At 40.0% G+C, this 22,822-nt stretch carries 20 protein-coding genes; 7 read left to right on the forward strand and 13 right to left on the reverse strand.

The features are described 5' to 3' along the window. Positions 1–103 precede the first annotated feature (103 nt). Positions 104–1,303: a DUF1501 domain-containing protein gene (locus tag GGQ60_RS15240; protein ID WP_183766003.1), complete on the forward strand. Its 1,200-nt coding sequence runs from the start codon at positions 104–106 to the stop codon at positions 1,301–1,303. A 60-nt stretch (positions 1,304–1,363) separates the two neighbouring features. Here GGQ60_RS15240 and GGQ60_RS15245 read toward each other — a convergent pair whose 3' ends face one another. Then, positions 1,364–1,717: a hypothetical protein gene (locus GGQ60_RS15245; RefSeq protein ID WP_183766005.1), complete on the reverse strand. Its 354-nt coding sequence runs from the start codon at positions 1,715–1,717 to the stop codon at positions 1,364–1,366. Positions 1,718–1,826: 109 nt separating this feature from the next. On the opposite strand from GGQ60_RS15245, the gene GGQ60_RS15250 reads away from it, so the two are divergent. Further along, positions 1,827–2,195 (forward strand): YccF domain-containing protein, encoded by a 369-nt coding sequence (locus tag GGQ60_RS15250; RefSeq protein ID WP_183766007.1) that lies wholly within the window; start codon positions 1,827–1,829, stop codon positions 2,193–2,195. Positions 2,196–2,268: 73 nt separating this feature from the next. Here GGQ60_RS15250 and GGQ60_RS15255 read toward each other — a convergent pair whose 3' ends face one another. Then, positions 2,269–3,243, reverse strand: a complete 975-nt coding sequence (locus GGQ60_RS15255; protein ID WP_183766009.1) for an App1 family protein phosphatidate phosphatase — start codon at positions 3,241–3,243, stop codon at positions 2,269–2,271. Between the two features lie 57 nt (positions 3,244–3,300). On the opposite strand from GGQ60_RS15255, the gene GGQ60_RS15260 reads away from it, so the two are divergent. Next, entirely contained in the window at positions 3,301–4,170 is an 870-nt protein-coding gene (locus GGQ60_RS15260) for a diacylglycerol/lipid kinase family protein (protein ID WP_183766011.1), read from the forward strand. Here the strand turns inward: GGQ60_RS15260 and GGQ60_RS15265 are convergent. The 5 genes from GGQ60_RS15265 to rbfA form a co-directional block, all read right to left on the reverse strand. Further along, positions 4,162–4,551: a hypothetical protein gene (locus tag GGQ60_RS15265; RefSeq protein ID WP_183766013.1), complete on the reverse strand. Its 390-nt coding sequence runs from the start codon at positions 4,549–4,551 to the stop codon at positions 4,162–4,164. The two genes, GGQ60_RS15260 and GGQ60_RS15265, sit on opposite strands and share 9 nt — an antisense overlap. Positions 4,552–4,560: 9 nt before the next feature. Continuing rightward, positions 4,561–5,214: a TonB family protein gene (locus GGQ60_RS15270; protein WP_183766015.1), complete on the reverse strand. Its 654-nt coding sequence runs from the start codon at positions 5,212–5,214 to the stop codon at positions 4,561–4,563. A gap of 234 nt (positions 5,215–5,448) precedes the next feature. Beyond that, positions 5,449–6,135 carry a peptidoglycan DD-metalloendopeptidase family protein gene (locus tag GGQ60_RS15275; protein WP_183766017.1) on the reverse strand — a complete coding sequence of 229 codons (687 nt, stop codon included), beginning with the start codon at positions 6,133–6,135 and terminating at the stop codon, positions 5,449–5,451. 6 nt (positions 6,136–6,141) lie between these two features. Beyond that, positions 6,142–6,771 carry a PAQR family membrane homeostasis protein TrhA gene (gene trhA / locus GGQ60_RS15280; RefSeq protein ID WP_183766019.1) on the reverse strand — a complete coding sequence of 210 codons (630 nt, stop codon included), beginning with the start codon at positions 6,769–6,771 and terminating at the stop codon, positions 6,142–6,144. A gap of 5 nt (positions 6,772–6,776) precedes the next feature. Continuing rightward, on the reverse strand, positions 6,777–7,154 hold the full coding sequence (rbfA, locus tag GGQ60_RS15285) for a 30S ribosome-binding factor RbfA (RefSeq protein ID WP_147227499.1): 378 nt from the start codon (positions 7,152–7,154) through the stop codon (positions 6,777–6,779). A 209-nt stretch (positions 7,155–7,363) separates the two neighbouring features. Here rbfA and GGQ60_RS15290 point away from each other — a divergent pair, with 209 nt between their 5' ends. Next, entirely contained in the window at positions 7,364–7,720 is a 357-nt protein-coding gene (locus GGQ60_RS15290; protein WP_183766020.1) for a four helix bundle protein, read from the forward strand. A 154-nt stretch (positions 7,721–7,874) separates the two neighbouring features. On the opposite strand, the gene hflX is transcribed toward GGQ60_RS15290, so the two are convergent. From hflX to GGQ60_RS15315, 5 genes are all read right to left on the reverse strand, one after another. Then, positions 7,875–9,065, reverse strand: a complete 1,191-nt coding sequence (hflX, locus tag GGQ60_RS15295) for a GTPase HflX (protein ID WP_183766021.1) — start codon at positions 9,063–9,065, stop codon at positions 7,875–7,877. 106 nt (positions 9,066–9,171) lie between these two features. Then, positions 9,172–9,954, reverse strand: coding sequence for an indole-3-glycerol phosphate synthase TrpC (trpC, locus tag GGQ60_RS15300; protein WP_183766022.1), 783 nt, complete (start codon positions 9,952–9,954; stop codon positions 9,172–9,174). Between the two features lie 200 nt (positions 9,955–10,154). Next, on the reverse strand, positions 10,155–10,745 hold the full coding sequence (locus GGQ60_RS15305) for an anthranilate synthase component II (RefSeq protein WP_183766023.1): 591 nt from the start codon (positions 10,743–10,745) through the stop codon (positions 10,155–10,157). A gap of 55 nt (positions 10,746–10,800) precedes the next feature. Then, on the reverse strand, positions 10,801–12,198 hold the full coding sequence (locus GGQ60_RS15310; protein ID WP_183766024.1) for an anthranilate synthase component I family protein: 1,398 nt from the start codon (positions 12,196–12,198) through the stop codon (positions 10,801–10,803). A gap of 497 nt (positions 12,199–12,695) precedes the next feature. Further along, a complete protein-coding gene (locus GGQ60_RS15315) occupies positions 12,696–13,142 on the reverse strand; it encodes a cytochrome B (RefSeq protein WP_183766025.1) in 447 nt (148 codons plus the stop codon). Positions 13,143–13,255: 113 nt separating this feature from the next. Between GGQ60_RS15315 and GGQ60_RS15320 the strand changes: the two genes are divergently transcribed. Next, positions 13,256–16,276: an amidohydrolase family protein gene (locus GGQ60_RS15320; RefSeq protein WP_183766026.1), complete on the forward strand. Its 3,021-nt coding sequence runs from the start codon at positions 13,256–13,258 to the stop codon at positions 16,274–16,276. 75 nt (positions 16,277–16,351) lie between these two features. Beyond that, positions 16,352–17,662 carry an amidohydrolase family protein gene (locus tag GGQ60_RS15325; RefSeq protein WP_183766028.1) on the forward strand — a complete coding sequence of 437 codons (1,311 nt, stop codon included), beginning with the start codon at positions 16,352–16,354 and terminating at the stop codon, positions 17,660–17,662. Between the two features lie 152 nt (positions 17,663–17,814). Here the strand turns inward: GGQ60_RS15325 and GGQ60_RS15330 are convergent, their stop codons facing one another. Further along, entirely contained in the window at positions 17,815–19,302 is a 1,488-nt protein-coding gene (locus GGQ60_RS15330) for a hypothetical protein (RefSeq protein WP_183766030.1), read from the reverse strand. 301 nt (positions 19,303–19,603) lie between these two features. Between GGQ60_RS15330 and GGQ60_RS15335 the strand changes: the two genes are divergently transcribed. Further along, positions 19,604–22,813, forward strand: a complete 3,210-nt coding sequence (locus GGQ60_RS15335) for a TonB-dependent receptor (RefSeq protein ID WP_183766032.1) — start codon at positions 19,604–19,606, stop codon at positions 22,811–22,813. Positions 22,814–22,822: the final 9 nt, after the last annotated feature.

A 22,822-nucleotide genomic window follows, 5' to 3' on the forward strand; every position in this document is an offset into this window, starting at 1 on the left:
TATGGTTGATAGCCGTTTCGCTAAACATCCATGCCATCAGTTATCAAACTATATATAAACCATCAACTAATGAACCACTAAAACTTCATTAACTACTAACACCATGAACAGAAGAACTTTTTTAAGAAATACAGGCTTTGTTGCAGCAGGTTCGCTTTTCGTTCCCGCTTTCATGAAACCGCTTGAGGCCATGGCTCTTGATGAGTTGAGCCTTTACAAAAACCTGGTGGTGATACAGCTTTCAGGCGGAAATGATGGCTTAAACACTGTTGTTCCTTTCGGGAATGACATTTACTATCAAAAAAGAAAAAGTATTGCCATTAAACCTGATGAGGTAATTAAGCTGAACGACATGCAGGGCTTAAACCCTAATATGGCGGCATTACAGGAGATCTATGATCAGGGCTGGATGACCATTATTAACGAAGTTGGTTATCCCAACCCCGACCGCTCGCATTTCCGCTCGATGGACATTTGGCAAACCGGCAGCGATAGCAATCAATTCTTATCTACCGGATGGATTGGCCGCTATTTAGACAGCAATTGCCAAACCTGCAAATTCCCTTATACTGCAATAGAAGTAGACGATTCACTTTCTTTAGCCATGAAAGGGGAGACCAAAAAAGGGATTGCATTAAAAGATCCTGCAGCTTTATTCCGCAATACAAACGATCCGTTTTTTAAGGCCATGTTGCAGAATGATAAGGAACATTTAGATGAAGATAATTTAGGATACCTGTACAAAACGATGATTGAAACATCATCGTCTGCCAGTTATATCCAGAATACTTCGAAAATTTATCAGTCTAAATCAACTTACCCTAATTCTGGCTTTGCCAACCAGTTAAAAACGGTTTCAAAATTTATTTCTTCAGGACTAAAAACGAGGGTCTATTATGTTTCTTTAAGTGGTTTCGATACCCATGTGAACCAGGTTGGTCAGCAAGGGAACCTGCTTAAACAATACAGCGAAGGGATGGCCGCTTTCTTAAAAGATTTAAAAACGAATAATAAATTAGACGACACCCTGGTGATTACCTTCTCTGAGTTTGGCCGCAGGGTAGAGCAAAATGCCAGCAATGGAACCGATCACGGAACAGCAAACAACATGTTCATTTTCGGCGGAAAATTGAAGAAACAAGGTATTTTTAATGCTGCTCCAAACCTGAGTGATTTAGATACGGGCGATTTAAAATACCAGTTGGATTTCAGGCAGGTTTATGGTACCATTTTAGATAAATGGCTGGATGTAAACAATGCTGATATTCTGAATAAAAAATTTAATACGCTGGATTTTATATAGCGCTTACAAAGAAGTCAAGTTTAATAACCAACTTGCTGCAAAAAACTTGACTTCTTGTTATTATTTCCTTTTCAACACATATACAGGCCGGTTTGATGATGGGTCTACCTGTTCGGTGTATACACTCAGTAACTCGTAGCCGTAGGCTTTCATTTTGTTAACGGCATCAATTGCTGAATTAAATTCCATTTTTTTATCATTATCATCCCTGATATACAGTTCGCTGTAATCATTTACCTTTTGGCCATGTTCAAGCGCAATCCATTGTTTATCTGTTAAAAAACTTTTTACTGCAAGGATCTGGATATAATCTACGTGAATATCGGTCAGCTTAACGCCGTTTACATTTTGGGCTTTGGCATGCGACAGCCCAAAGCAGGCGGTGAGTGCCGCTGCAAAAATTAATTTTTTCATGTTGTGTTTCTTTTGTGTGTAATTCTAAATTACAAAGAAATCTGTTAAGAATACATGATGTTATCTGTAACAAAAAGCAAATTTTTAAATCTTAACTCAAACAAGCGAAATGAACTTTTTAGGCAATATCATCTGGATTATTTTTGGCGGGATCTTTATTTTTTTCGAATATATTATCGGAGGGCTGATCCTTTGCCTTACCATTATAGGTATTCCTTTTGGTATCCAATGTTTTAAATTTGCCATTGTTGGCCTTGCGCCTTTTGGGGTTAAAATAACCGATACCTCATCAAACACTGGCTGTTTATCTACCATCATGAATCTGATCTGGATTTTTTGTGGTGGCTTTTGGATTGCCTTAACCCATTTGTTTTTCGGTATCCTGCTCTGCATTACCATCATAGGTATTCCGTTTGGCCGCCAGCATTTTAAACTCATGAACCTGGCCTTTACCCCTTTTGGGAAGTCAATTTCTTAATTTAAAACACCTGCGTACATTCGTCATTTCGACCGAACTGCGGAATCTGTATCCATCTTTTTTGAAAAGCAGACTATTGAATTAATCCTATTGATTTGGAATGTTCAATAGCCTCTTCACTGGTATTAAATAAACAGGTGCAAACCCCTTCGCCCTCTACTTTTTTAAGCAACAGCATGGTTTCTCCGGCTTTTTGAGGCCGGATGTTCCGGATATACACCGCTTCAATATTTTTAGGATATTTTTCTACTATTGAGCTGTAAATTTCAGGATCCTGTTGCGAATTGTCCCCAAAAAACACAAATTTCTGGTTAGGGAAGGCATCAAGGATGCGCATTACCCTCAATAATTTCCCTTCATGCCCGGTTTTTCCCGTTTTGATCAGATCTTTCCATCTTTTCAGGGTATTTAAGAGAAAGGCGCCATCGGGCAATTTGTTAAACTTAAAGGTTTCTACCAGGTAATCGTACAGATTCCATTCACTACTGCTCACGTAAAAAAAGGGATTGGGCTGTACCACATCCGTATGAGATAAAGCCAATTGCTGATAATGACTCGCCGCATCGGGAAAGGTTTTGCGGGTATGTGGATTTTTAATGAAAAGTTCTCTTAATCGCCTCCCAATGGTTGCCGAATGTGAAATCATGATGGTATCATCCACATCAGAGATGAAAGCATATTGCGTAATATGAGGTACATACACCTTACCTTCACCTGCATTTAAAACAGAGCCGTCCCTGTTAAGCGCTTCCACTTTAACATCGTGCCAGCCTGCCGGGATATCCTGATTGGCTTTCCATTCAAATTTAAAAAAGCCATCGCTCTCTGTTTTGTTATAGATAACCTGATCAAAAAACCGCAAGCGAACATCAACAAAAGCATAAGGCTTTAAAATAAAAAGTTTTAACAGATGAGCGATATTAACCAGGATATTATTGCTGTAAACCTGCTGCGTTTTAGCCTTATATTTAAAAACATGACCATAAACAACTAAATTATGCGCATGGCCGTACCCATGATATACTTTTACACTAACAGATTTATTCATCCATATTAAAACAGAGTTTATTAAAAGTTGTTTGTGAGGTAAGATAAGGTAACTATAATGAAATTACTGTTCATCATCAATCCGGGTTCAGGTAATCACGGCATAAACTTAAGGGAAATAATTTCTGCACATTTCGATGCAAAAAAAATCGAAATCGATCTGTTCGAGCTGCCAAAAGACTGTTCGATAGAAAAAATAAAAGCAAGAATAGGCAGTTCTAAAGCCGACCGGGTGGTTGCTGTTGGTGGCGATGGTACATTAAAACTTGTAGCAGAATGTTTATTGCATACCGAAACGCCTATTGGCATTGTTCCTGCAGGATCGGCGAATGGAATGGCAAAAGAACTGGGTATACCAACCGATATTGAATTGGCTTTATCGCTTTTAGAAGGTGGCCGGTTACAGAAAATACATGTGGTTAAACTGAACGATGAAATCTGCATCCATTTATCCGATCTGGGTTTTAATGCCTACCTGGTAAAGAAATTCGACACCTTGCCCGAACGCGGTATGTGGGGGTATGCAAAAGCGACCTGGCACGCCTTGTGGAACCACCACCGAATGGACGTACAACTGAAGCTTAAAGACGAAACCATTACCTCTAAAGCAGCCATGGTGGCCATTGCCAATGCAACCATGTATGGCTCGGGGCTAAAAATCAACCCCGATGGAAAATTAGATGATCAGCTTTTTGAAGTGATTTTGGTAAAGGATTACTCCTATCTCGAAATATTAAAAATCTGGATCACAAAATTGCCTTTTAATCCTAAAAAGATAGAAGTGTTCCAAACGGCAGAGGTAAAAATTTCTTCAAAACACCATGCCCATTTTCAGATAGACGGAGAATACATCGGCAGGGTGAATACTGTAGAGGCAGGCATTCTTCCTGCGGCCATCACCGTGATTTTACCCGGCTTGTCAGAATGATGCGCGGTGAATTTTAATGCTGAAATATAACCTGAAAAACTCGGCAATAAAACAGATTCTGAACAATATATCAAACCAGCGATCGCCCAGGTTTAAAATTTCGGGTAAATAAGTAATAAAACCTATCGAAAAAACCCAAACCACTAAACGGAAGGGAAACTGGATGTAATAGGTGATAAAGCCAAATTTCTTATTCAGGATTAAACCGGCAGCAGAGATAAACAGCGAAACAAATAAGGGCAACAGCAATACTACCTTCGCCTGCGAAAGTACCTGATCGGGAATTTCGTTTAAGTGGGTTAAAATCTGCCAAAATTGTTTGGACAACAAAACGATACTGATGATATCCAGTAAGGCAAAAAACCGGGTCGTATTTTTCATTAATTTATCCTACTTACAATATTGAGCCAAATACTCATCAGCTTTTTTACTGCCCATATATTTAACAAAGGTAAAATCTTCACAGGCACCCTGTTTATCACCTTGCTTTATTTTTTTTAAGCCCATTTTTACCCGGTCATCCAGATACTCGTCATCAATACCCAACTGATTTTTAATGGCTATGATCTGAGCTTCTTGCCCTGGCTTAGCCTGATCGATGTTTTTATAAAAATTAATGACCGAATTGGTTAATGCTTCTTCTGCCTGATAGCTTCGGATAGACTCCTGCATCTCTTCGCTCGATTTTCCCTCGCAATTATAGCCCGAAAGCACAAAATTAACAGGAACGACAATCGAAACAGTAGTATCGTAGCCAGCCGGAATCTGCCATTTTCCACTGCTTAGCCGCACTAAACGCAGCGCTTCCTGATCAAGATCAGATAATATACCCTTGCTTATTTTCGAAAAATAAACCTTTCCCTGCTCGTTAAGCTTAAAACTTACGTTTACTGTACCCTGAACGCAGTTATTTTTAGAAAACCGCGGATAAACCGTATTATCTCTTAAAAAATCAGCAAAACCATTTTTACCTGATTTGAACTGAACCTGCGACATCGCCAGCGAACAGCAAAAAAGTAAAAAAATGGTGAACAGGTTTCTCATCCTACTAATTTACGGTTTATTCAGGTTTAACCACAGAGAACGCAAAAATTTTCGTAGCGGAATAGAAGTTTTGCGACGGAACTATTGCGGTCGTCATGCTGAATTTATTTCGCTCAGTCTCGATTTGGGTATGCTGTGGTTAAAAATAGGCGACTGAGAATAATGTTTGTTCATCTTAAAAACAGAGCAATGAGAGACACTAAAATAAATGCGGGGTAACGACATGATAGAAAGCTAAGAAAAATTAACCTTCAAAATTAAATTGGGGTCAGGACAATTGGCCAAATACTTTTCCCTTTCGCTAAACTTACACACCCCGGGATAATCGCCTTTTAGCCCTCCCATATCTTTGATCAATTGAAAATGAAGATGCGGTGGCCATGATCCGTTTTCTTCTTTTGCGCCGAGTTCTGCAATTTTTGTTCCTGCTGCAATAAATTTACCCTCCTTCAATCCATTTAAAGAGGCCAAACTTAAATGGCCGTACAAGGCATTGAATTTATATCCATTTATATCGTAAGTTAGAATGATGGTAGCACCATAATCGCCAAGGTTATCGTTGTAGGCAAAACTTTGCACGGTTGCATCGTAAAAGTTGTAGACCGGAGTTCCTGCCGGCGCCCAGATATCTACCCCTAAATGCAACCTTCGGGCTTCTTCTCCGGTATCAAAATGTGCACTTCGCGAATAAATGGTGCGGTGTTCATTGTATCCGCCAATTCCGTAACGGGCATGGTTTTTAGCCAGCTTTTCGTTAACCCAATCCGAGAACAGATCGGTATTACCTAAAATTTCATCTGTTAATTCCGTATTGGATGCTGTAAAGTCCAGAGGCAGAAGCTGATCTCTTTTTACATCGAAATCGACAACTTTTTGGATCCATGCGGCATTGGATTGAATAACCTGATCGAAAGTTTGCATCTGGAATTATTTAAAGATATATACAAAATTATAAATGTAGTGCGATAACGCTCCGCCAATCACAAACAGGTGCCATAATTCATGGCTGTGCATCCACCTGAACAGCTGTTTATCTTTGGCATAATAATAAGTTCCGCCGATATAAAAAACACCCCCGAGCAATAACCAGAAAATTGCACCTACAGGCAAAGCTACCAGCATTTTCTGTAACAAGGGAACAATTAAACAGCCCATTAAAATATAAATGGATAAGGATATAGCCGTACTTTTTAGGCGGTTAAAGATTTTGAGCAGGCAGCCTACAAGGGCGATAATCCACACAATGGCGAAAAGCCCCCAACGCAGCCAACCTTCAAACACCAATAAGGCTGTTGGCGTGTAAGAGCCTGCAATCATTAAATAAATGCAGCAATGATCAAATTTCTGCCAGAAACGAACCCCATAATCGGTAGCCGGGTAACCGTGGTACATGGCACTTACTCCAAAAAGAATAAAGGTTCCGATACTGTAAATCCACGCAGCCGTAAATTCGATGGGGATATGGCACTTTTGAAGCAATAGGTAGCCGGCCGGAACTGTAATTAATGCCGGGATAAAGTGTGTGAAGAAATTAACGGGTTCCCTTAGCTTCCTCACCAAAATTATTCGCTGTCTTCGTCTTTTTGCCTGGGTTCTTTTGCAATCTTATCGAAAAGATGGTCCATCCGTTCTACATATTCATTGGTATCATCCACAAAGAAAGTAAGCTCTGGCACCACCCTCACCTGGTGGCGAATACGACTACCGAGCTTATACCTGATCTCCCCGGCATGTGCATTAACCGTATTGATTGAAAGCGTGGTATTGTTGGTATTGAGAAAGCTCAGGTAAACCTTAGCTACGGCCAAATCAGGTGAAACCCTAACGCGGGTAATGGTTACCAATGTATTAGGCAAAAATGCAGCTCCTTCACGCTGAAAAACCTGGGCCAACTCCTCTTGTAATACTCCTGCAAATTTCTGCTGACGTTTACTTTCCATAATGTTATAATTATCAATTACCAATAATTAATTATCAGACCATATAGGGTCTTTTAAATTAAATTGATAAGGTTTAAAATTATCAATAACCAATTGTCAATTATCAGACCATAATAAATCTGCTAAAGGAAAAAGACAATAATATTAAAATGCTATCCTCGGGACAATTAACTCCCTTAGTTTTCTGTAAAAATACTTATATTTAATTAATGAGCAACGGAACAAATTTTAATCTTGAAGAAAGAACTTTCTTGTTCGCTCAATCTGTTAGATCTTACTGCAAAAAGGTTACCCATAACATCATTAATATTCAAGACATTAAGCAGGCAGTCCGGTCTTCCGGCTCGGTATCTGCAAATTACATCGAAGCCAATGAAGCACTAAGCAAAGCTGACTTTATTTACCGGCTAAAAGTTTGCAGAAAAGAGGCAAAAGAAACCAAACTTTGGCTTAATCTGATCGATATTGAAGATAAGAAAGACCTGGAACCTACAAAATTACTTTTAGTTAGTGAAGCAAATCAATTGATGCTGATATTTAATGCAATAATTAAAAAATCTCAATAGCTAATGACAAATTACAATCAACAAATCACAACAACCAAATTCAATTGAAAAAGACAATTTTTGATTATTTACTCATCTTTCTAGGCCCATTGCTATGGTTTGATCATTAAAAATTGGTGTTTATTATTAATCTACCAGATTCTTTTCCTAACAATTAATACAAAAGGTTACTATCATATGGGTACCTAGCTACATGTGCAGCTTTTACCTTATCATACAACAGCGTTTTAAATTCTTCAAGGTTTTCTTTTTGGGTAGCTGAAATAAACAGTACAGGTACTTTATCGTGGCTCATCCAGCTTTTTTTGAAGTCTTCCAAAGTGAGCTTGCCGTCATCCTCTTCATTATCCACCTCTGGCGAAACATAGGCATCAATTTTATTAAAAACCAAAATCATGTCTTTATCAATTGCGCCGATATCTTTTAATGTTTCGTTAACAGTATTGATCTGGTCTTCAAAGTTGGGATGCGAAACATCAACCACATGGACCAACAAATCGGCCTCACGCACCTCATCTAAAGTAGACTTAAAACATTCTACCAAATGGTGAGGCAATTTGCGGATAAACCCAACGGTATCTGAAAGCAGAAAAGGCAAATTCTCGATCACTACTTTACGAACAGTTGTGTCTAAAGTTGCAAACAACTTATTTTCTGCAAACACTTCTGATTTGGAAAGCATATTCATAATGGTCGATTTACCCACGTTGGTATAGCCAACCAAAGCTACACGGATCAACTGACCCCGGTTTTTACGCTGTGTTTCGTTCTGCCGGTCGATATTCCTTAAACGCTCTTTTAGCAACGAAATTTTATTTAAAATGATACGCCTGTCACTTTCAATCTGTGTTTCACCCGGACCACGCATCCCTATACCGCCTTTCTGGCGTTCCAAGTGGGTCCACATACCGGTTAAACGTGGTAAAACGTATTGTAGTTGTGCCAGCTCTACCTGTGTTTTTGCCTGTGCCGTTTGGGCCCTGTTGGCAAAAATATCGAGGATTAAATTACTTCTATCCAACACTTTTACACCAAGCTCGCGGTCGATATTACGCAGCTGCGACGGAGATAGTTCGTCATCAAAAACAACCACATCGATCTCTTCCGATTTCACGTAAGCTTTAATTTCTTCGAGCTTACCAGTACCAACAAATGTGGCACGGTCTGGTTTTAACATTTTTTGGGTAAAAACCTTTTCCACCTTCCCGCCAGCTGTATCAACTAAAAAGGCCAGCTCATCTAAATATTCTTTTGTTTGGGCTTCTTTTTCTCCTGGAGTAACTACTCCAACTAAAATTACCCTTTCCTGCACAATGGCAGTATCATAAAATTTTTGTTTTCCCATGTAATTGGTACAAAGATACGAAATTTGACATCGTAAATTTAAGCTGTAAAGGCTTCCGAAGTTTCTAAAGCCAGATAAACTAATAAACTCCGGAAGTTAGCGTTAACTAAATCTGCGCTACAAATTCTTTAATGGCAGTTCCAGGATGATCGGTTTTCATGAAATTCTCACCGATCAGAAACCCGTTAAAGCCTGCAATTTTTAACTCCTTAATGGTTTGCGGGTTACTGATGGCACTTTCTGAAATCTTTAAAAATTCATCCGGGATTTGGTTCACCAGGTTGAACGAGGTCTGGATATCGACCGTAAAATCGCCAAGGTTTCTGTTATTTACCCCGATAGCATCCAGGTTTGGACAGATACTTCTTTCCAGTTCTTCGAGGTTATGAACTTCTAAAAGTACATTTAAGCCCAAATTATGTGCAAACTTACCGAAGTCGTTAATCTGTTGCGGAGTTAATATAGAGGCAATCAATAAAATAATATCTGCTCCCCATGCTTTTGCTTCCAGGATCTGGTATTCATCGATCATGAAATCCTTTCTCAGAACCGGGATATTGTTTGCTGCCCTCGCGGCTAAAAGATCCTCCTTCTTACCGCCAAAAAAATCAACATCGGTTAATACCGAAAGTGCTGATGCACCGGCATGGTTATAGGCCTGTGTAACTTCAGCTACATCGGCTACACCATTAATCAGCCCTTTCGAAGGCGATCGGCGCTTGAATTCGGCAATAATACCGGTACGGTCTGCTGCCAGTAAAAAGTCTTTAAAAGAATGAGGTGTTCTTTTAAAATGCACCGCATTTTCTAAATCCCGGACAGAAACCAAAGCCTTGGCCGCCGCGACTTCTTCTTTTTTACGTAATACGATTTTATCTAAAATATTCATTATATCAATCTATCATGAGGGTGCATTATAAATATAAATTGTCATCCTGAGCTTGTCGAAGGACTTTTATTAACTACTTAAGAAGCGTTTCGACAGGCTCAATATTGAGAAAAATACTCGACGATATACCCTTATCTAAAATTTAACTAATCCCAGTAAGATCCTGAAATAAGTTCAGGATAACGACCTGATGATAAGCACTACAGGGTCGATGTTAACCAATTGGCCATCATTTGCTTACCGTATTCGGTAAGCACACTTTCCGGATGGAACTGTACCCCCCTGACATCCAATGTTTCGTGCCTCAAAGCCATAATTTCACTTTTGTGATCTCTTGCCGTAATTTTTAAACACGAAGGGAAATTCTCTTTACTCACTACCCAACTGTGGTAACGCCCAACATTTATGGTTTGCGGGCATTCCCAGAACAGCGGTTCATCACCATCTACAACCGTTACCGGTGTGGCAATTCCATGCATCGGCCGGCCCAGATTTAATAAGGTACCTCCAAAAACTTCGGCAATGGCCTGTTGGCCCAAACATACGCCAAAAATGCTTTTGGTCGGCGCATAAGTTCTGATTACATCTAACAATAAGCCGGCTTCTTCCGGAATGCCGGGCCCCGGAGAAAGTAAAATTTTATCGTACTTTTCTACATCTGCCAGATCGAACTTATCATTTCTCCAAACTTCGGCCTCATAACCAACTTCGTTAATGAGGTGTACCAAATTGTAGGTAAAACTGTCGTAATTATCGATAACCAGGACGGTTTTCTTATCTATATTTTCCATTGTATTTCTTCTTATCGGTGGAATTCATTCCAAACTAAAAATTCCCTATTCCAAACTAGATTTCTTCTGCCATTTCCACTGCTTTGCGCAATGCGGCGATTTTGTTGTTCACTTCCTGCATTTCTGTTTCGGGCACTGAATCGGCAACAATACCTGCGCCGGCGCGGTAATGCAGTTCATTATTCTTACTCATAAAGGTTCTGATCATGATGGCATGGTTAAAATCTTCGTTAAAGCCCATAAAACCGATAGCACCTGCGTAGAAATTCCTGCCCAGTTTTTCGTTTTCATCAATCAGCTGCATGGCTTTATATTTTGGTGCACCGCTTAAAGTACCTGCCGGATAGGTATCGGCAACCACTTTAAAAGCACTTACATTTTCCTGGAGGTGTCCGCTCACTTTACTTACCAGGTGGATCAGGTGCGAATAGTATTGCACCTCTTTAAAAGATTTCACTTCTACCCGGTTACAGTGCCTGCTTAGGTCGTTCCTGGCCAAATCGACCAACATCACATGTTCGGCACTTTCTTTAGGATCCTGCTCCAGTTTACGGGCCTGTTCCGCATCTTCGATATCGTTTCCGCTGCGCTTAAAGGTGCCGGCGATCGGGAAAATGTTGGCCGAATTATTTTTGATGGTGATCTGGGCCTCCGGTGAGGAACCAAATAATTTGAAATTGCCGTAATCGAAGTAAAACAGATAAGGTGAAGGATTGATCGAACGCAAACAACGGTATACATTAAATTCATCCCCCGAAAATGCCTGTTTAAATGCTCTTGATGGGACAATCTGGAAAACATCGCCACGGTAAATGTGCTTCTGTAATTTTGCTACCAGATCCATAAAACCCTGATCGGTCAAGTTTGATGATTCTTTTCCGCGCTTCTGGAATTTATATTCAGGATAATTTTTATTTTGGATCAGGTATTCTATTTTCTCCAATCCACCTTCCTCTTCGCCCTCGAAAGTATTTTTGAAAAGGGTAATTTCGTTTTTAAAGTGATCGATAGCGATGATGTAGCGGTACAAATGGTACTGCATCTCCGGAATCTCTTCTCCTTCCGGTGTTTCGGAAGTAAACTTAATATCCTCGAAATGCTGTACAGCGTTCCAGGTAAAATAGCCGAATAATCCGCTCGAGATAAACTTAATTTCAGGCAATTCGGTTTCTTTGAATTTGTCTTTAAAATCGGCGATCTCATCAATCAGGTTTTTACTTTCGGTAATTTCTACCGTTCCATCGGGAAAATAGGTTTCCAGGCGGGATCCCTTTAATATAATGCCGGCAACAGGATCAGCACAAACGAAACTCATGGAATTTTCTCTGCTGTGGTAATCTGAACTTTCCAATAAGATACTGTTCGGGTACACATCACGTAAGCGTAAATAAATGCTCACAGGAGTAGTGGTATCGGCGAGCATTTTTTTGTAAGTGGTATTTATTTTATACATGATAAAGCTAAAATGGTATAAGGCTTATGGTTTCTATTTTTGTATTTTTATTTAACAATAAAAAGCCCGGCGTGTGGTTCTACGCCGGGCTTTAATGGTTCTTTAATAAGGTTTAGGTTGATAAACTATATTTCTTTCATACGCAGCCAGCGCAATCCGTTTTCGAATTACTTTGCCAAAGCCATGTATGTATATTGTTGATCATTAGACACAAAAATATAAAGAATTTTGAAAACGCGAAATATTTATAAAAATAATTTAAACAAATCAGCAAACAACTGAAAACTTCGCAATGGTGCGTTTTTTTACCAAATAAGAAATGTAAGGAAATATAAGAAAGCAAGTTTCCTCTGTGCAAATCAGCGTAATCTGCGGCTCTCAACTTTGCGACCTCCGCGCCTTTTCTCTGCGTGCTTTGCGGTAAAAAACGAGTTTATTAAAAACAAAAAATCCCGCTCTGTTAAAACGGGATTCTATATCAATTACAGGATATTAAATTAGGAAACTCCAAAGAAAGATCTTCCTGGAACTTCCTTTACCATCAGTAACAGCGTTACAATAATAAGAATCAGGGCCAGCCCGAAGAAAACAGCAATGGTGCGGTGTTTGGCTACAGCATCAGCCACTTTTTTCGATTTCGCATTACCCACAGTAATCAGGATAATGGCGATAATCATCATACTGATATGTTCCATTTTAAAATAGCGTACCACCGGTGCGCCTGCACTGCTTAATTTATACCAGCCTTCGCTAAAATAAAGCACTAATCCGATCAACAGCTGAATGTGCGCGCTGATTAAAGTGAAAACATTAAGTTTCCGGTCGCCTTCTGTATAGGTTTTGTTGCCAAACCAGCCTGATAAGGCTTTAATAACCGCAATAACCAATAAAAGAAATACTACATAACGCCATCCCGAGTGTGCGCTTTTTAAAATATCGTTCATATCAATAAATTTCTATGTTTCAAAAATAGGCAATAATTGTAAAAAATAGGATATTCTTCAAAATGAACGCTTATTTATATTAGTTTTAAACAATTTAAACCCTAAAACTTATTATGAAGAAAATTTTACTTGCCATTGGGCTGGTAATTTCTACTACATTTCTGTTTGCACAGCAAACTACCTTTCCGGTTAATGGCTCTTTTGATACCAGGCCTGGAATGTTTGCCTTTACCAACGCAACAATTGTAGTTAATGCCAACCAAACCCTTAACAATGCTACCCTCTTAATTAAAGGACAAACCATTCAGGCTGTTGGAGCCGGTCTGGCCGTTCCCAAAGGCTATGTGGTGATTGATTTAAAAGGAAAATTTATTTATCCATCACTTGTTGATGCTTTTACCAGTTATGGCCTTAGCGAAACACCTGCAGCGCAGCGTGGTTTTGGCGGTCAGCGCCAATCTATTTTTGTTTCGACCAAAAAAGGTGCTTACGGCTGGAACGAAGCGATCAGGCCGGAAACTTATGTAAAAAATATTTTCTCAACCGATAGTAAAAAAGCAGACGAACTGCGCAAGGTTGGTTTTGGAAGTGTAAATGTGATTAACCGCGATGGTATTGCCAGAGGGGTTTCTGCAGCCGTTACCTTAAACGAAGGTGCAGATAACAGCGTGATCCTGAAAGACCAGAGTGCTGCCAATTATTCTTTTAACAAAGGGACTTCCTCGAACGATTACCCTACCTCGTTAATGGGTTCTATTGCTTTATTGCGCCAGACCTATTACGATGCGCAATGGTATGCCAAACAAAAAGAGGAATACAACATTTCTTTAGATGAATTCGGTAAACAGCAGGATATCCCCCAGATTTTTGAAGTAGACGGATGGCAGAATGTACTCCGCGCGGATAAGATCGGCAAAGAGTTTGGCAAAAAATACATCATCAAATCAACCGGCGATGAATATCAGCGTATTAATGAAGTTAAAGCTACTGGTGCGAGTTTAATTATTCCATTAACTTTCCCTAAAGCTTATGATGTAGAAGATCCTGCAGAAGCCAGAAACGTAAGTTTATCGCAGATGAAAGGCTGGGAACTGGCACCTACAAATCCTGCAGCACTTGAAAAAGCAGGGATTAAATTTGCACTAACAGCTTTCGGTCTGGAGAACAGCCGCGATTTTTGGGCAAATATCCGAACCGCAATCGAAAATGGGTTAAGCGAAAAACAGGCATTACAATCGGTTACCGAAATCCCTGCTTCCCTTTTGGGCATCAGCGATAAGGTCGGTTCGTTAGAAAAGGGCAAAGTTGCCAACTTTTTAATCTCATCTGATAACCTGTTTAAAAACGGAAACATCATTTTCGAAAACTGGGTACAGGGCAAACGTTTTGTGGTAAACAAAATGGACGTAAGCGATATACGTGGCACTTACAATTTAACTGTTGACGGTGTTGGTGCCTTAACCCTAAAAATTACCGGAACCGGTGGCGGATCTACCGCGGCGATTGAAAGAGTTGGTGCAGACAGCGTAAAAACGACCGCTAATTTTACCAGAAACGGCGATTGGATCAGCATTAATTTTAACTTAAAGAAAAATCCAAAAGGCGATATCCGTTTAAGCGGCTACCTTACTTCGGCAAATCCGGTTACGATTAAGGGCGAATCGGCATTGGCTGATGCTACTACCGGAAAGTTTACCGCCACTTACAAAGAACCTGCGAAAGAAACCCCTAAAAAAGACGAACCTAAAGCTACTTTAGCTTTAGGCCAGGTCATTTATCCCTTTTCAGCTTTCGGCAGCACTGAACCGCCTAAGCAAGAAACCGTACTGATTAAAAACGGTACCGTTTGGACCAACGAAAAAGACGGCATCCTTCAAAATGCCGATGTACTTTTAGAAAATGGGAAAATTAAAGCTGTTGGTAAAAACCTTTCAGCTAGCGGTGCCAAAGTGATCGATGCTACCGGTAAACATGTTACTGCAGGCATTATCGATGAGCACTCACATATTGCAGGCTCGGGAGGAATTAATGAAGGTGCACAATCCGTTTCGGCAGAGGTACGTGTTGCTGATATCATCAACTCTGAAGATGTAAACATTTACCGCCAGCTGGCCGGAGGGGTTACAACTTCACATATTCTACATGGTTCTGCAAACCCGATTGGCGGACAATCGCAGTTGATCAAATTACGTTGGGGCAAATCTCCTGAAGAATTAAAATTCGCAGGAGCCGATGGTTTTATCAAGTTCGCATTGGGTGAAAATGTTAAACAGAGTAATTTTGGTACAGGTGCCCGTTTCCCGGTTACGCGCATGGGTGTTGAGCAGACTTTTGTTGATGAATTTACCCGTGCAAAAGAATACGCCAAAGCCCTGTCGGTAAAAGGCAATAGTGTACGCCGCGATTTAGAATTGGATGCTATTGTTGAAATTTTAAACAACAAGCGTTTCATCACCTGCCACTCTTATGTGCAGAGCGAAATTAACATGCTGATTCACGTAGCTGATAGCCTTGGCTTTAAAATCAACACTTTTACACACATTTTAGAAGGCTATAAAGTGGCCGATAAAATGAAGGCGCACAGCATTGCTGGTTCAACTTTTTCTGATTGGTGGGCTTATAAAAACGAAGTGGCCGAAGCGATCCCTTATAACGGAAAAATTATGCACAACGTGGGTATTACCACTGCTTTCAATTCTGATGATGCAGAAATGGCCCGTCACTTAAACCAGGAAGCCGGAAAATCGGTTTTATACGGTAACGTTCCGGAAGAAGATGCACTGAAATTCGTAACGCTTAACCCGGCAAGGATGCTGCATATTGACGATAAAGTGGGAAGTTTAAAGGCAGGTAAAGATGCCGATGTGGTAATCTGGACGGCCAACCCGCTTTCTATTTATGCCAAAGCGGAAAAGACTTTTGTAGATGGTATTGCATATTGGGACATCGATAAAGATGCCCAGATGATCAAAGCACAACAGGTAGAGAAAGCCCGTTTGATCCAAAAAATGTTAGAAAGCAAGAGCAAAGGTGGCCGCATGCAGCGCCCAATGGGTGATACCCCGCGCTTATACAATTGCGAAACTTTAGAAAACTATTCAGCAGAATTAACCGGAAAAGAACATGCATATTGAAACCATCATGAGCCTTCAAATTACAATTTACAGGCCCACGATAGTTTGAATGCATTTGAAAAATATAAAAACGCGATGAAAAGATATATATTCAGTCTGGCTTTATCGGCAACAAGCCTGATATGCTTTGCACAGGCAAACATTTCGCCAGCTAAAAAACAAAGTAAAACCATTGCCATTACCGGTGCAACCGTACATGTAGGCAATGGAACAGTGATCGAAAACGGCACCATCCTTTTTGGCAAGGGAAAAATTATTTCGGTTACGGCCAACGGACAGGTACCACAGGATGATGTGCTTCGGATTGTAGCCACAGGGAAACATATTTATCCTGGTTTTATTGCTGCTACCACGAACCTGGGTTTAACAGAAATTGAAGCAGTAAAAGCAACTTTGGATTTTCAGGAAATAGGTGATTTTAATTCGCATATACGCTCAATTGTTGCCTACAATACCGACTCTAAGGTACCGGCTACCCTGCGCAGCAACGGCATTTTAATGGCACAGCCAACCCCGCAGGGCGGAACGGTTTCGGGCAGCTCGTCTGTAGTACAGCTTGATGCCTGGAACTGGGAAGATGCCGTTATTAAAACCGACGATGCCATGCACGTTACCTGGCCGGTTACCCCACGCTTCAGGGGTGGTTTTGGTGGTTTCGGCCGTCCGCAGCAATCGCCCGAAGCCTTAGCCGAAAGAACACAGGCCGCCATTGCGCAGTTAACTTCTTTTTTTGCCGAAGCAAAAGCCTATTCCGAAATGGGCAAGCCAGATGTAATCAATACCCGTTTCGAAGCCATGAAAAAGGTATTTGCAGGTAACGAGAAATTGTTTATTTCGGCCGACAGTCAGAAAGATATTGTTGCAGCGGTTAATTTCGCCAAAAAATTTGGCATTACACCAGTAATCACCGGCGCAGATGAAGCTTACCTGATTATCGATTTCCTTAAAGACAATAACATTACTTTGGTGGTAAAACAGCCTCATGCTTTACCCAACAACAATGATGATGATGTAAACATGCCCTATAAAAATGCTGCTGTACTGGCCAATGCAGGTTTAAATGTAGTATTGAGTATTGATGGCTACTGGCAACAGCGTAACCTGCCTTTTATGGCGGGCACAGTTACGGCCTGGGGCCTTGACAAAGAAAAAGCTTTATCCACCATTACCTTAAACGCAGCAAAAGCCATGGGTGTTGATAAAACTACGGGCAGTATAGAAGCCGGTAAAGATGCTACGTTCTTTATCTCTGCCGGCGATGCATTAGATATGCGCACCAATAAGGTAGAGCAGGCATTTATCCAGGGCAGAGATATCAATCTCGATAACCTGCACAAACAATTGGATAAAAAATTCAGCGATAAATATGCCGCTGAGAAGAAATAATGTAATTAACCGGTTAATTGTTTAAAGTGGTTAACCATTTATTCCATAAAATACAACGGCCGATATTCATTTATTGGCCGTTGTATTTTAAAACAACTCAGGATCATAAAGTTAAAGAGGCAAATGCAGACTTCTATCTAACCTTATCAGAATTAAAATGAAAAAAGTTTATAAACGATATTTCCATCATTAAATGTAATTTTTACTCCAAGTTGTAACGGATATTCATTTTTAGCAGCCCATATAAACCTTTCAGCTTGGTCAAATACAGATACTGGGACAAAATCAGCCCCTGTATTAGCACCCCACGCTTCTACACTTGCTATCTCATTAGCAATTGCCGGATTAATCACTAGCGAATTAGCAAAGAAATTTGGATTAAATTTTACTGACCTGCTAAATCCATCGTAAACCTCTCCTGGATAGCCATATTCATCTGTTACCCAAGTGTAATGGGTAACCTCTTCAACAACTGCATTTGAAGTTTCCAGATAAAAAATTCCCCAAGGGATATTTTGTACTGCCCGATAAGCTACACTTCCTGCTAATGGCTTTAAATATACGCTAAAGGATGTTTTTGGCGATGTTAACTTAATCGATCCAGTTTGATTGATTGTTCCCTTTAGTTTAATATTATAAGGAACTGCAGATTCTCCTCCCGAAAAACCTGTTACTAATCCCAATATACTTTTTAAAAATAGTGCACCACCTCCTGCAATTCTACCTGCAGCATCTGCCTCAGGTATTTTTAAAACATTTGCAACACCTTCGGCAGTTTTAGTATAAAAGCTTTCTGCATTTTTAATTATGCCTATTGCACTAGGGCCACCAGCTGCCTGTGGTTGAGCAGTACCATCCAGTTGTATATTTCCGTTCAAAACAACATCAGATTGTGTCACTTCAGAAACACTAATATTGAATGAGGTATTTTCATCAAAACTTGTGCTATATCCGCTAACATCAAAATCTGCAATCATCCATTGTTGTACTCCCGCAAAAGTAACGGCAGTTTGTTTGTAATCGCTACTTTGGGTATTAACAGGATTAGCCGGATATTCAGTAGTCCATGCATAAGGGGGCTTTGTACTGCTGTATAAAAAGAATTTTGGATAAGTTGCATTTGTAGCATAACCAAGTGTAATCTGTTGATAAGACGATTGAACATCATAAGTTCTTAATACACAAACTCTTAAAACACCTCTATGTTTATTATAAAGTAATAAAAATGGGTAAGCATTAGCTTCAGTTGGCGTTCCAAAATCACGCGATACCAGCATCCACCCTTGAGCAGGATACATATCCGCTTTTGAAACATCAACATTACCATAAACTTTTTGAGCTCCATCGATAAACGGATTCAAAGTAGTAACACTGCCAACAGCGCCATTGGCATTGTTAAAATAAGCAGTCCAACTGGGCTGTGTCCAGTCCCAAGAGGCATCCAAATTCGGATCGCCCGGATTTAATGGACGGGAACTGGTTAACTTGGATTTTGATCTGGAAAACAATTCTGTTTCTTTTGAAAGCTGTGGCTCTTTCTTACAAGATAAAATTAGTACCAACAGGACTAATAATAGAGTGTTAATTTTTTTCATATCTGATATTTTTCCATAAAAAGACAGTTTTAAAATTAATCCCATGTAAGACTAATATTACTTTATCGTAAATACTTTAAACACACCCGATTACTGATAACCACACAAACACCCAATATTGCTTATAAGAGCCATAGTAACAAAGCCAAAAACTATCTTAATGCAGTTTTCTTAACATTAAATAGAATTTCTAAATCATTTCATAATACAAAATCGCATTCGGCTTAACATTGCAGTAACATCTTTGTGGTCATAAATCAGAAAACTATTCATGATGATACCTGCTTGGGCAGCACACGAAATAACATGCTCAGGCGAGCTTCATGACAGCTAAAAAAATCAAAAGATGATGAAAAATTTACTTATTGCAGTGTTGCTAATGCTGTGTTGTACTTACAATGCAGCCCTGGCGCAAACTACACAGGCATCCATTTCGGGTATTATTACGGATCAGCAAAAGAAACCCATCCCTGGCGTTTCAGTACAGATCCGGAACAATTCAACCGGTTTTACTACCAAAACTTCTACCAATGCACAGGGAGAGTACACTTTTAAGGAACTTCCATTAGGTGGGCCTTATGCTGTAAAAGCCGTCTATGTGGGTTTTGGTGAGCAAACCAGAAGTGGTTATTACTTAAATCAGGGCGACGCGGTAAAAGTTTCCATCAATATGCAGGAAGCTTCCCAGGATTTGGAAGCAGTACAGGTAGTAGGCACCACCTTAAAAAACAAAATCGAAAATATCGGCGCAGCTACAGCCATTTCAGCAAAAGCAATTACACAGTTGCCTGTTAATGGGCGCAACTTTACCTCATTAATGGATTTATCTCCATTGAGCAGGGGTGGTAATATCTCTGGACAATTAGGATCTTCTACCAATTATACCATTGATGGTATGAATGCAAAAAACCCAACATCGGCTGGAAGTACAACCAGCCGCAGCGGTGCACCATATTCTATTTCAATCGAGGCTGTACGTGAGTTTAAGGTCGTAACCAATCAATACGATGTTACTTATGGACGTAGCGGTGGTGGTACGGTAAGTGCGGTAACCAAACAAGGAACCAACACTTTAAGCGGAAGTGCATTTACCTATGGCCGTGCCGATTGGTTATCAAGCGGATACGATATCAGGGGAAATAAACGTCAGGCAGATTTCTCTACCTACCAATATGGTTTCTCGTTGGGCGGACCAATTATTAAGGACAAATTACACTTTTTTGTAGCCTGGGATCATCAACGCGATGCACGTCCCTTGTTAATTGCTGATGTTCAATCTCCGGCTGATGAACTTCGTTACAACATTAACCGCTCTACTTTGGATTATTTTGTTGGGGTTGCCCGCTCTAAATATGGTGTTGCAAATTCTCCTCAATATGGTTCATTCCCTAAAAAAAGAGGTTCTGATGCAGCATTTGCACGTTTAGACTGGCAAATTGATGAGAAAAACTTGTTAACTATTCGCGACAATTATACCAACGATCGCAATAAATTAGGTTTGGAAGATAACACTGCCATCAACTTGTACGAATCAACCGGTAATGATAAAAACGTCGATAATAGTTTACTAGCTACTTTACGTACATCAATCAATTCGAAATTGACTAACGAATTAAAGGTTCAGCATTTATACACTTACCAAAAAAGTTCTCCTGGCGATCAATTGCCTTCAGCGAATATTCCACGAGTAATTGTAGAGGGTGTAACTTCTGTAATAAACGGCACAAACCGGGCAACCAATATCGAAATTGGCGGACACCGTTTCGCACAGGAAGGTTTTACCAACAACGTATTGCAATTTGTAGATAACCTTTATTATAATACCGACAAGATTAAATATACTTTCGGTGTCGATTTTATGTATACTCATGCCAAATCTTTATATGGCAGTGAGGTAAATGGTCGTTTCCATGTTCAGGCCGGCACAAAAGATGTAATTACCAGCGCTCCTGGGGTAACACCTGTAGTAACAACTAAAGTACCTAACTTTGATAATTATGAGAATGGGACAGCTTACCGTTATTTTAGGGAAGTACCTTTAGTGGCCGATCCAAGTGTCCGTTCGAACATTATCAATGCGGGTATTTATGCCCAAATGCAGACTAAGCTGGCTAAAGGTTTAGATTTAACTGCTGGTATCCGTTTAGATTATGCGCACTATCCTTCCTCACCATTAAATCAGCTGGTATTTGATGAATTGGGCGTACGTACCGATAATAAGCTAAAATCGTTCGTCATACAGCCGCGTGCACAGTTTAGCTGGGATATTAACGAGCAAAAAACAGACTTTGTACGTTTAGGGGCGGGTATCTTCGCTTCTGATATCAATAACTATGTTACCATTAACAACTTAACTTTTGATGGTAAACATTACGGAACCGTTGATACGCGTGTTGGCATACCTACAGCTTATTTAACAGGTTACAGAAACGATCCTTCAAGTACGCCAACATTAAGCCAATACCAAATTCCGACGATCAACACCTATGGTAAGGATGCTAAAGTACCCGTTGTTTATAAATCAAATTTATCTTATAGCCACTTCTTCACTCCAAAATTAAGGGTAGGTATTGCTGGCTATGCAACTTTAGGTAGAAACAACTACGTGTATGTAGACCGCAACATGGTTGCTAATCCATATTTCAGGTTATCGAATGAAGACAACCGTGGTGTATATGTTCCGTTAGCAAGTATCCCTCTTACCAATGGTGCAACCGATTGGCAAAAAGGGCGCATTAGCGATAAAATTGGTCGCGTGTTAGAAATGAACAGTGATGGTAAAGTGAACCAGTTTGCGGTTGTTCTTGATGCTACCTGGCAGTATTTCAGGGATGGCGAGGTTACTGTAAGTTACACCTATAATGATACAAAAGATAACACTTCATTTAATGGAAACGTTGCCAATACATCAACTTTATCATTACCTGTAAAAGATGATCCACGTAATTTAAGCAATATGACCTATTCTGATAACCAGTTCAGAAACAAGGTTGTTTTTTACGCAACATCACCTAGTTTGGCAGGGTTTAACATTGGTGTTCGTTACTCTGGCATTGGTGGAACGCGTTACAGTTTACTATCAGGTGCCAATACCAATGGTGATTTTGTAGGCACTAACGATCTTGCATTCATTTTCGATAGGAACAACCCAAACGTTGCCTCCAATGTGCGTAATGGCTTACAAGCTATCCTGGATAATCCTTTGGCCAGCCAGAGCTTAAAAGATTACATCAATAAATACTCAGGCCATATTGCCCAGCGTAATGGTGGTATTAATGGATTTTACGGCATTGTTGATGTGAGGGTAACCAAAAAATTCAAACTCTACAAAACCCATATTTTCGAATTATCTGTTGATGCATTTAACGTAGGCAATATCTTCAAAAAAACTTGGGGTGTTAACGAATCGTTGGGTTCGCAAGCCTTATATGCGTTGCAAAACCCTGCATTTGATGCCACCAACCAAAAATTTAATTACAACGTTAACAATGCCGGTATTGTAACCCCTTCAGGTAATCCTTACCAGTTTCAGATCGGTTTGCGCTACGGTTTTTAGCCTTTAGCT

It is taken from the genome of Pedobacter zeae (assembly GCF_014196715.1).
Classification (GTDB): Bacteria; Bacteroidota; Bacteroidia; order Sphingobacteriales; family Sphingobacteriaceae; genus Pedobacter; species Pedobacter zeae.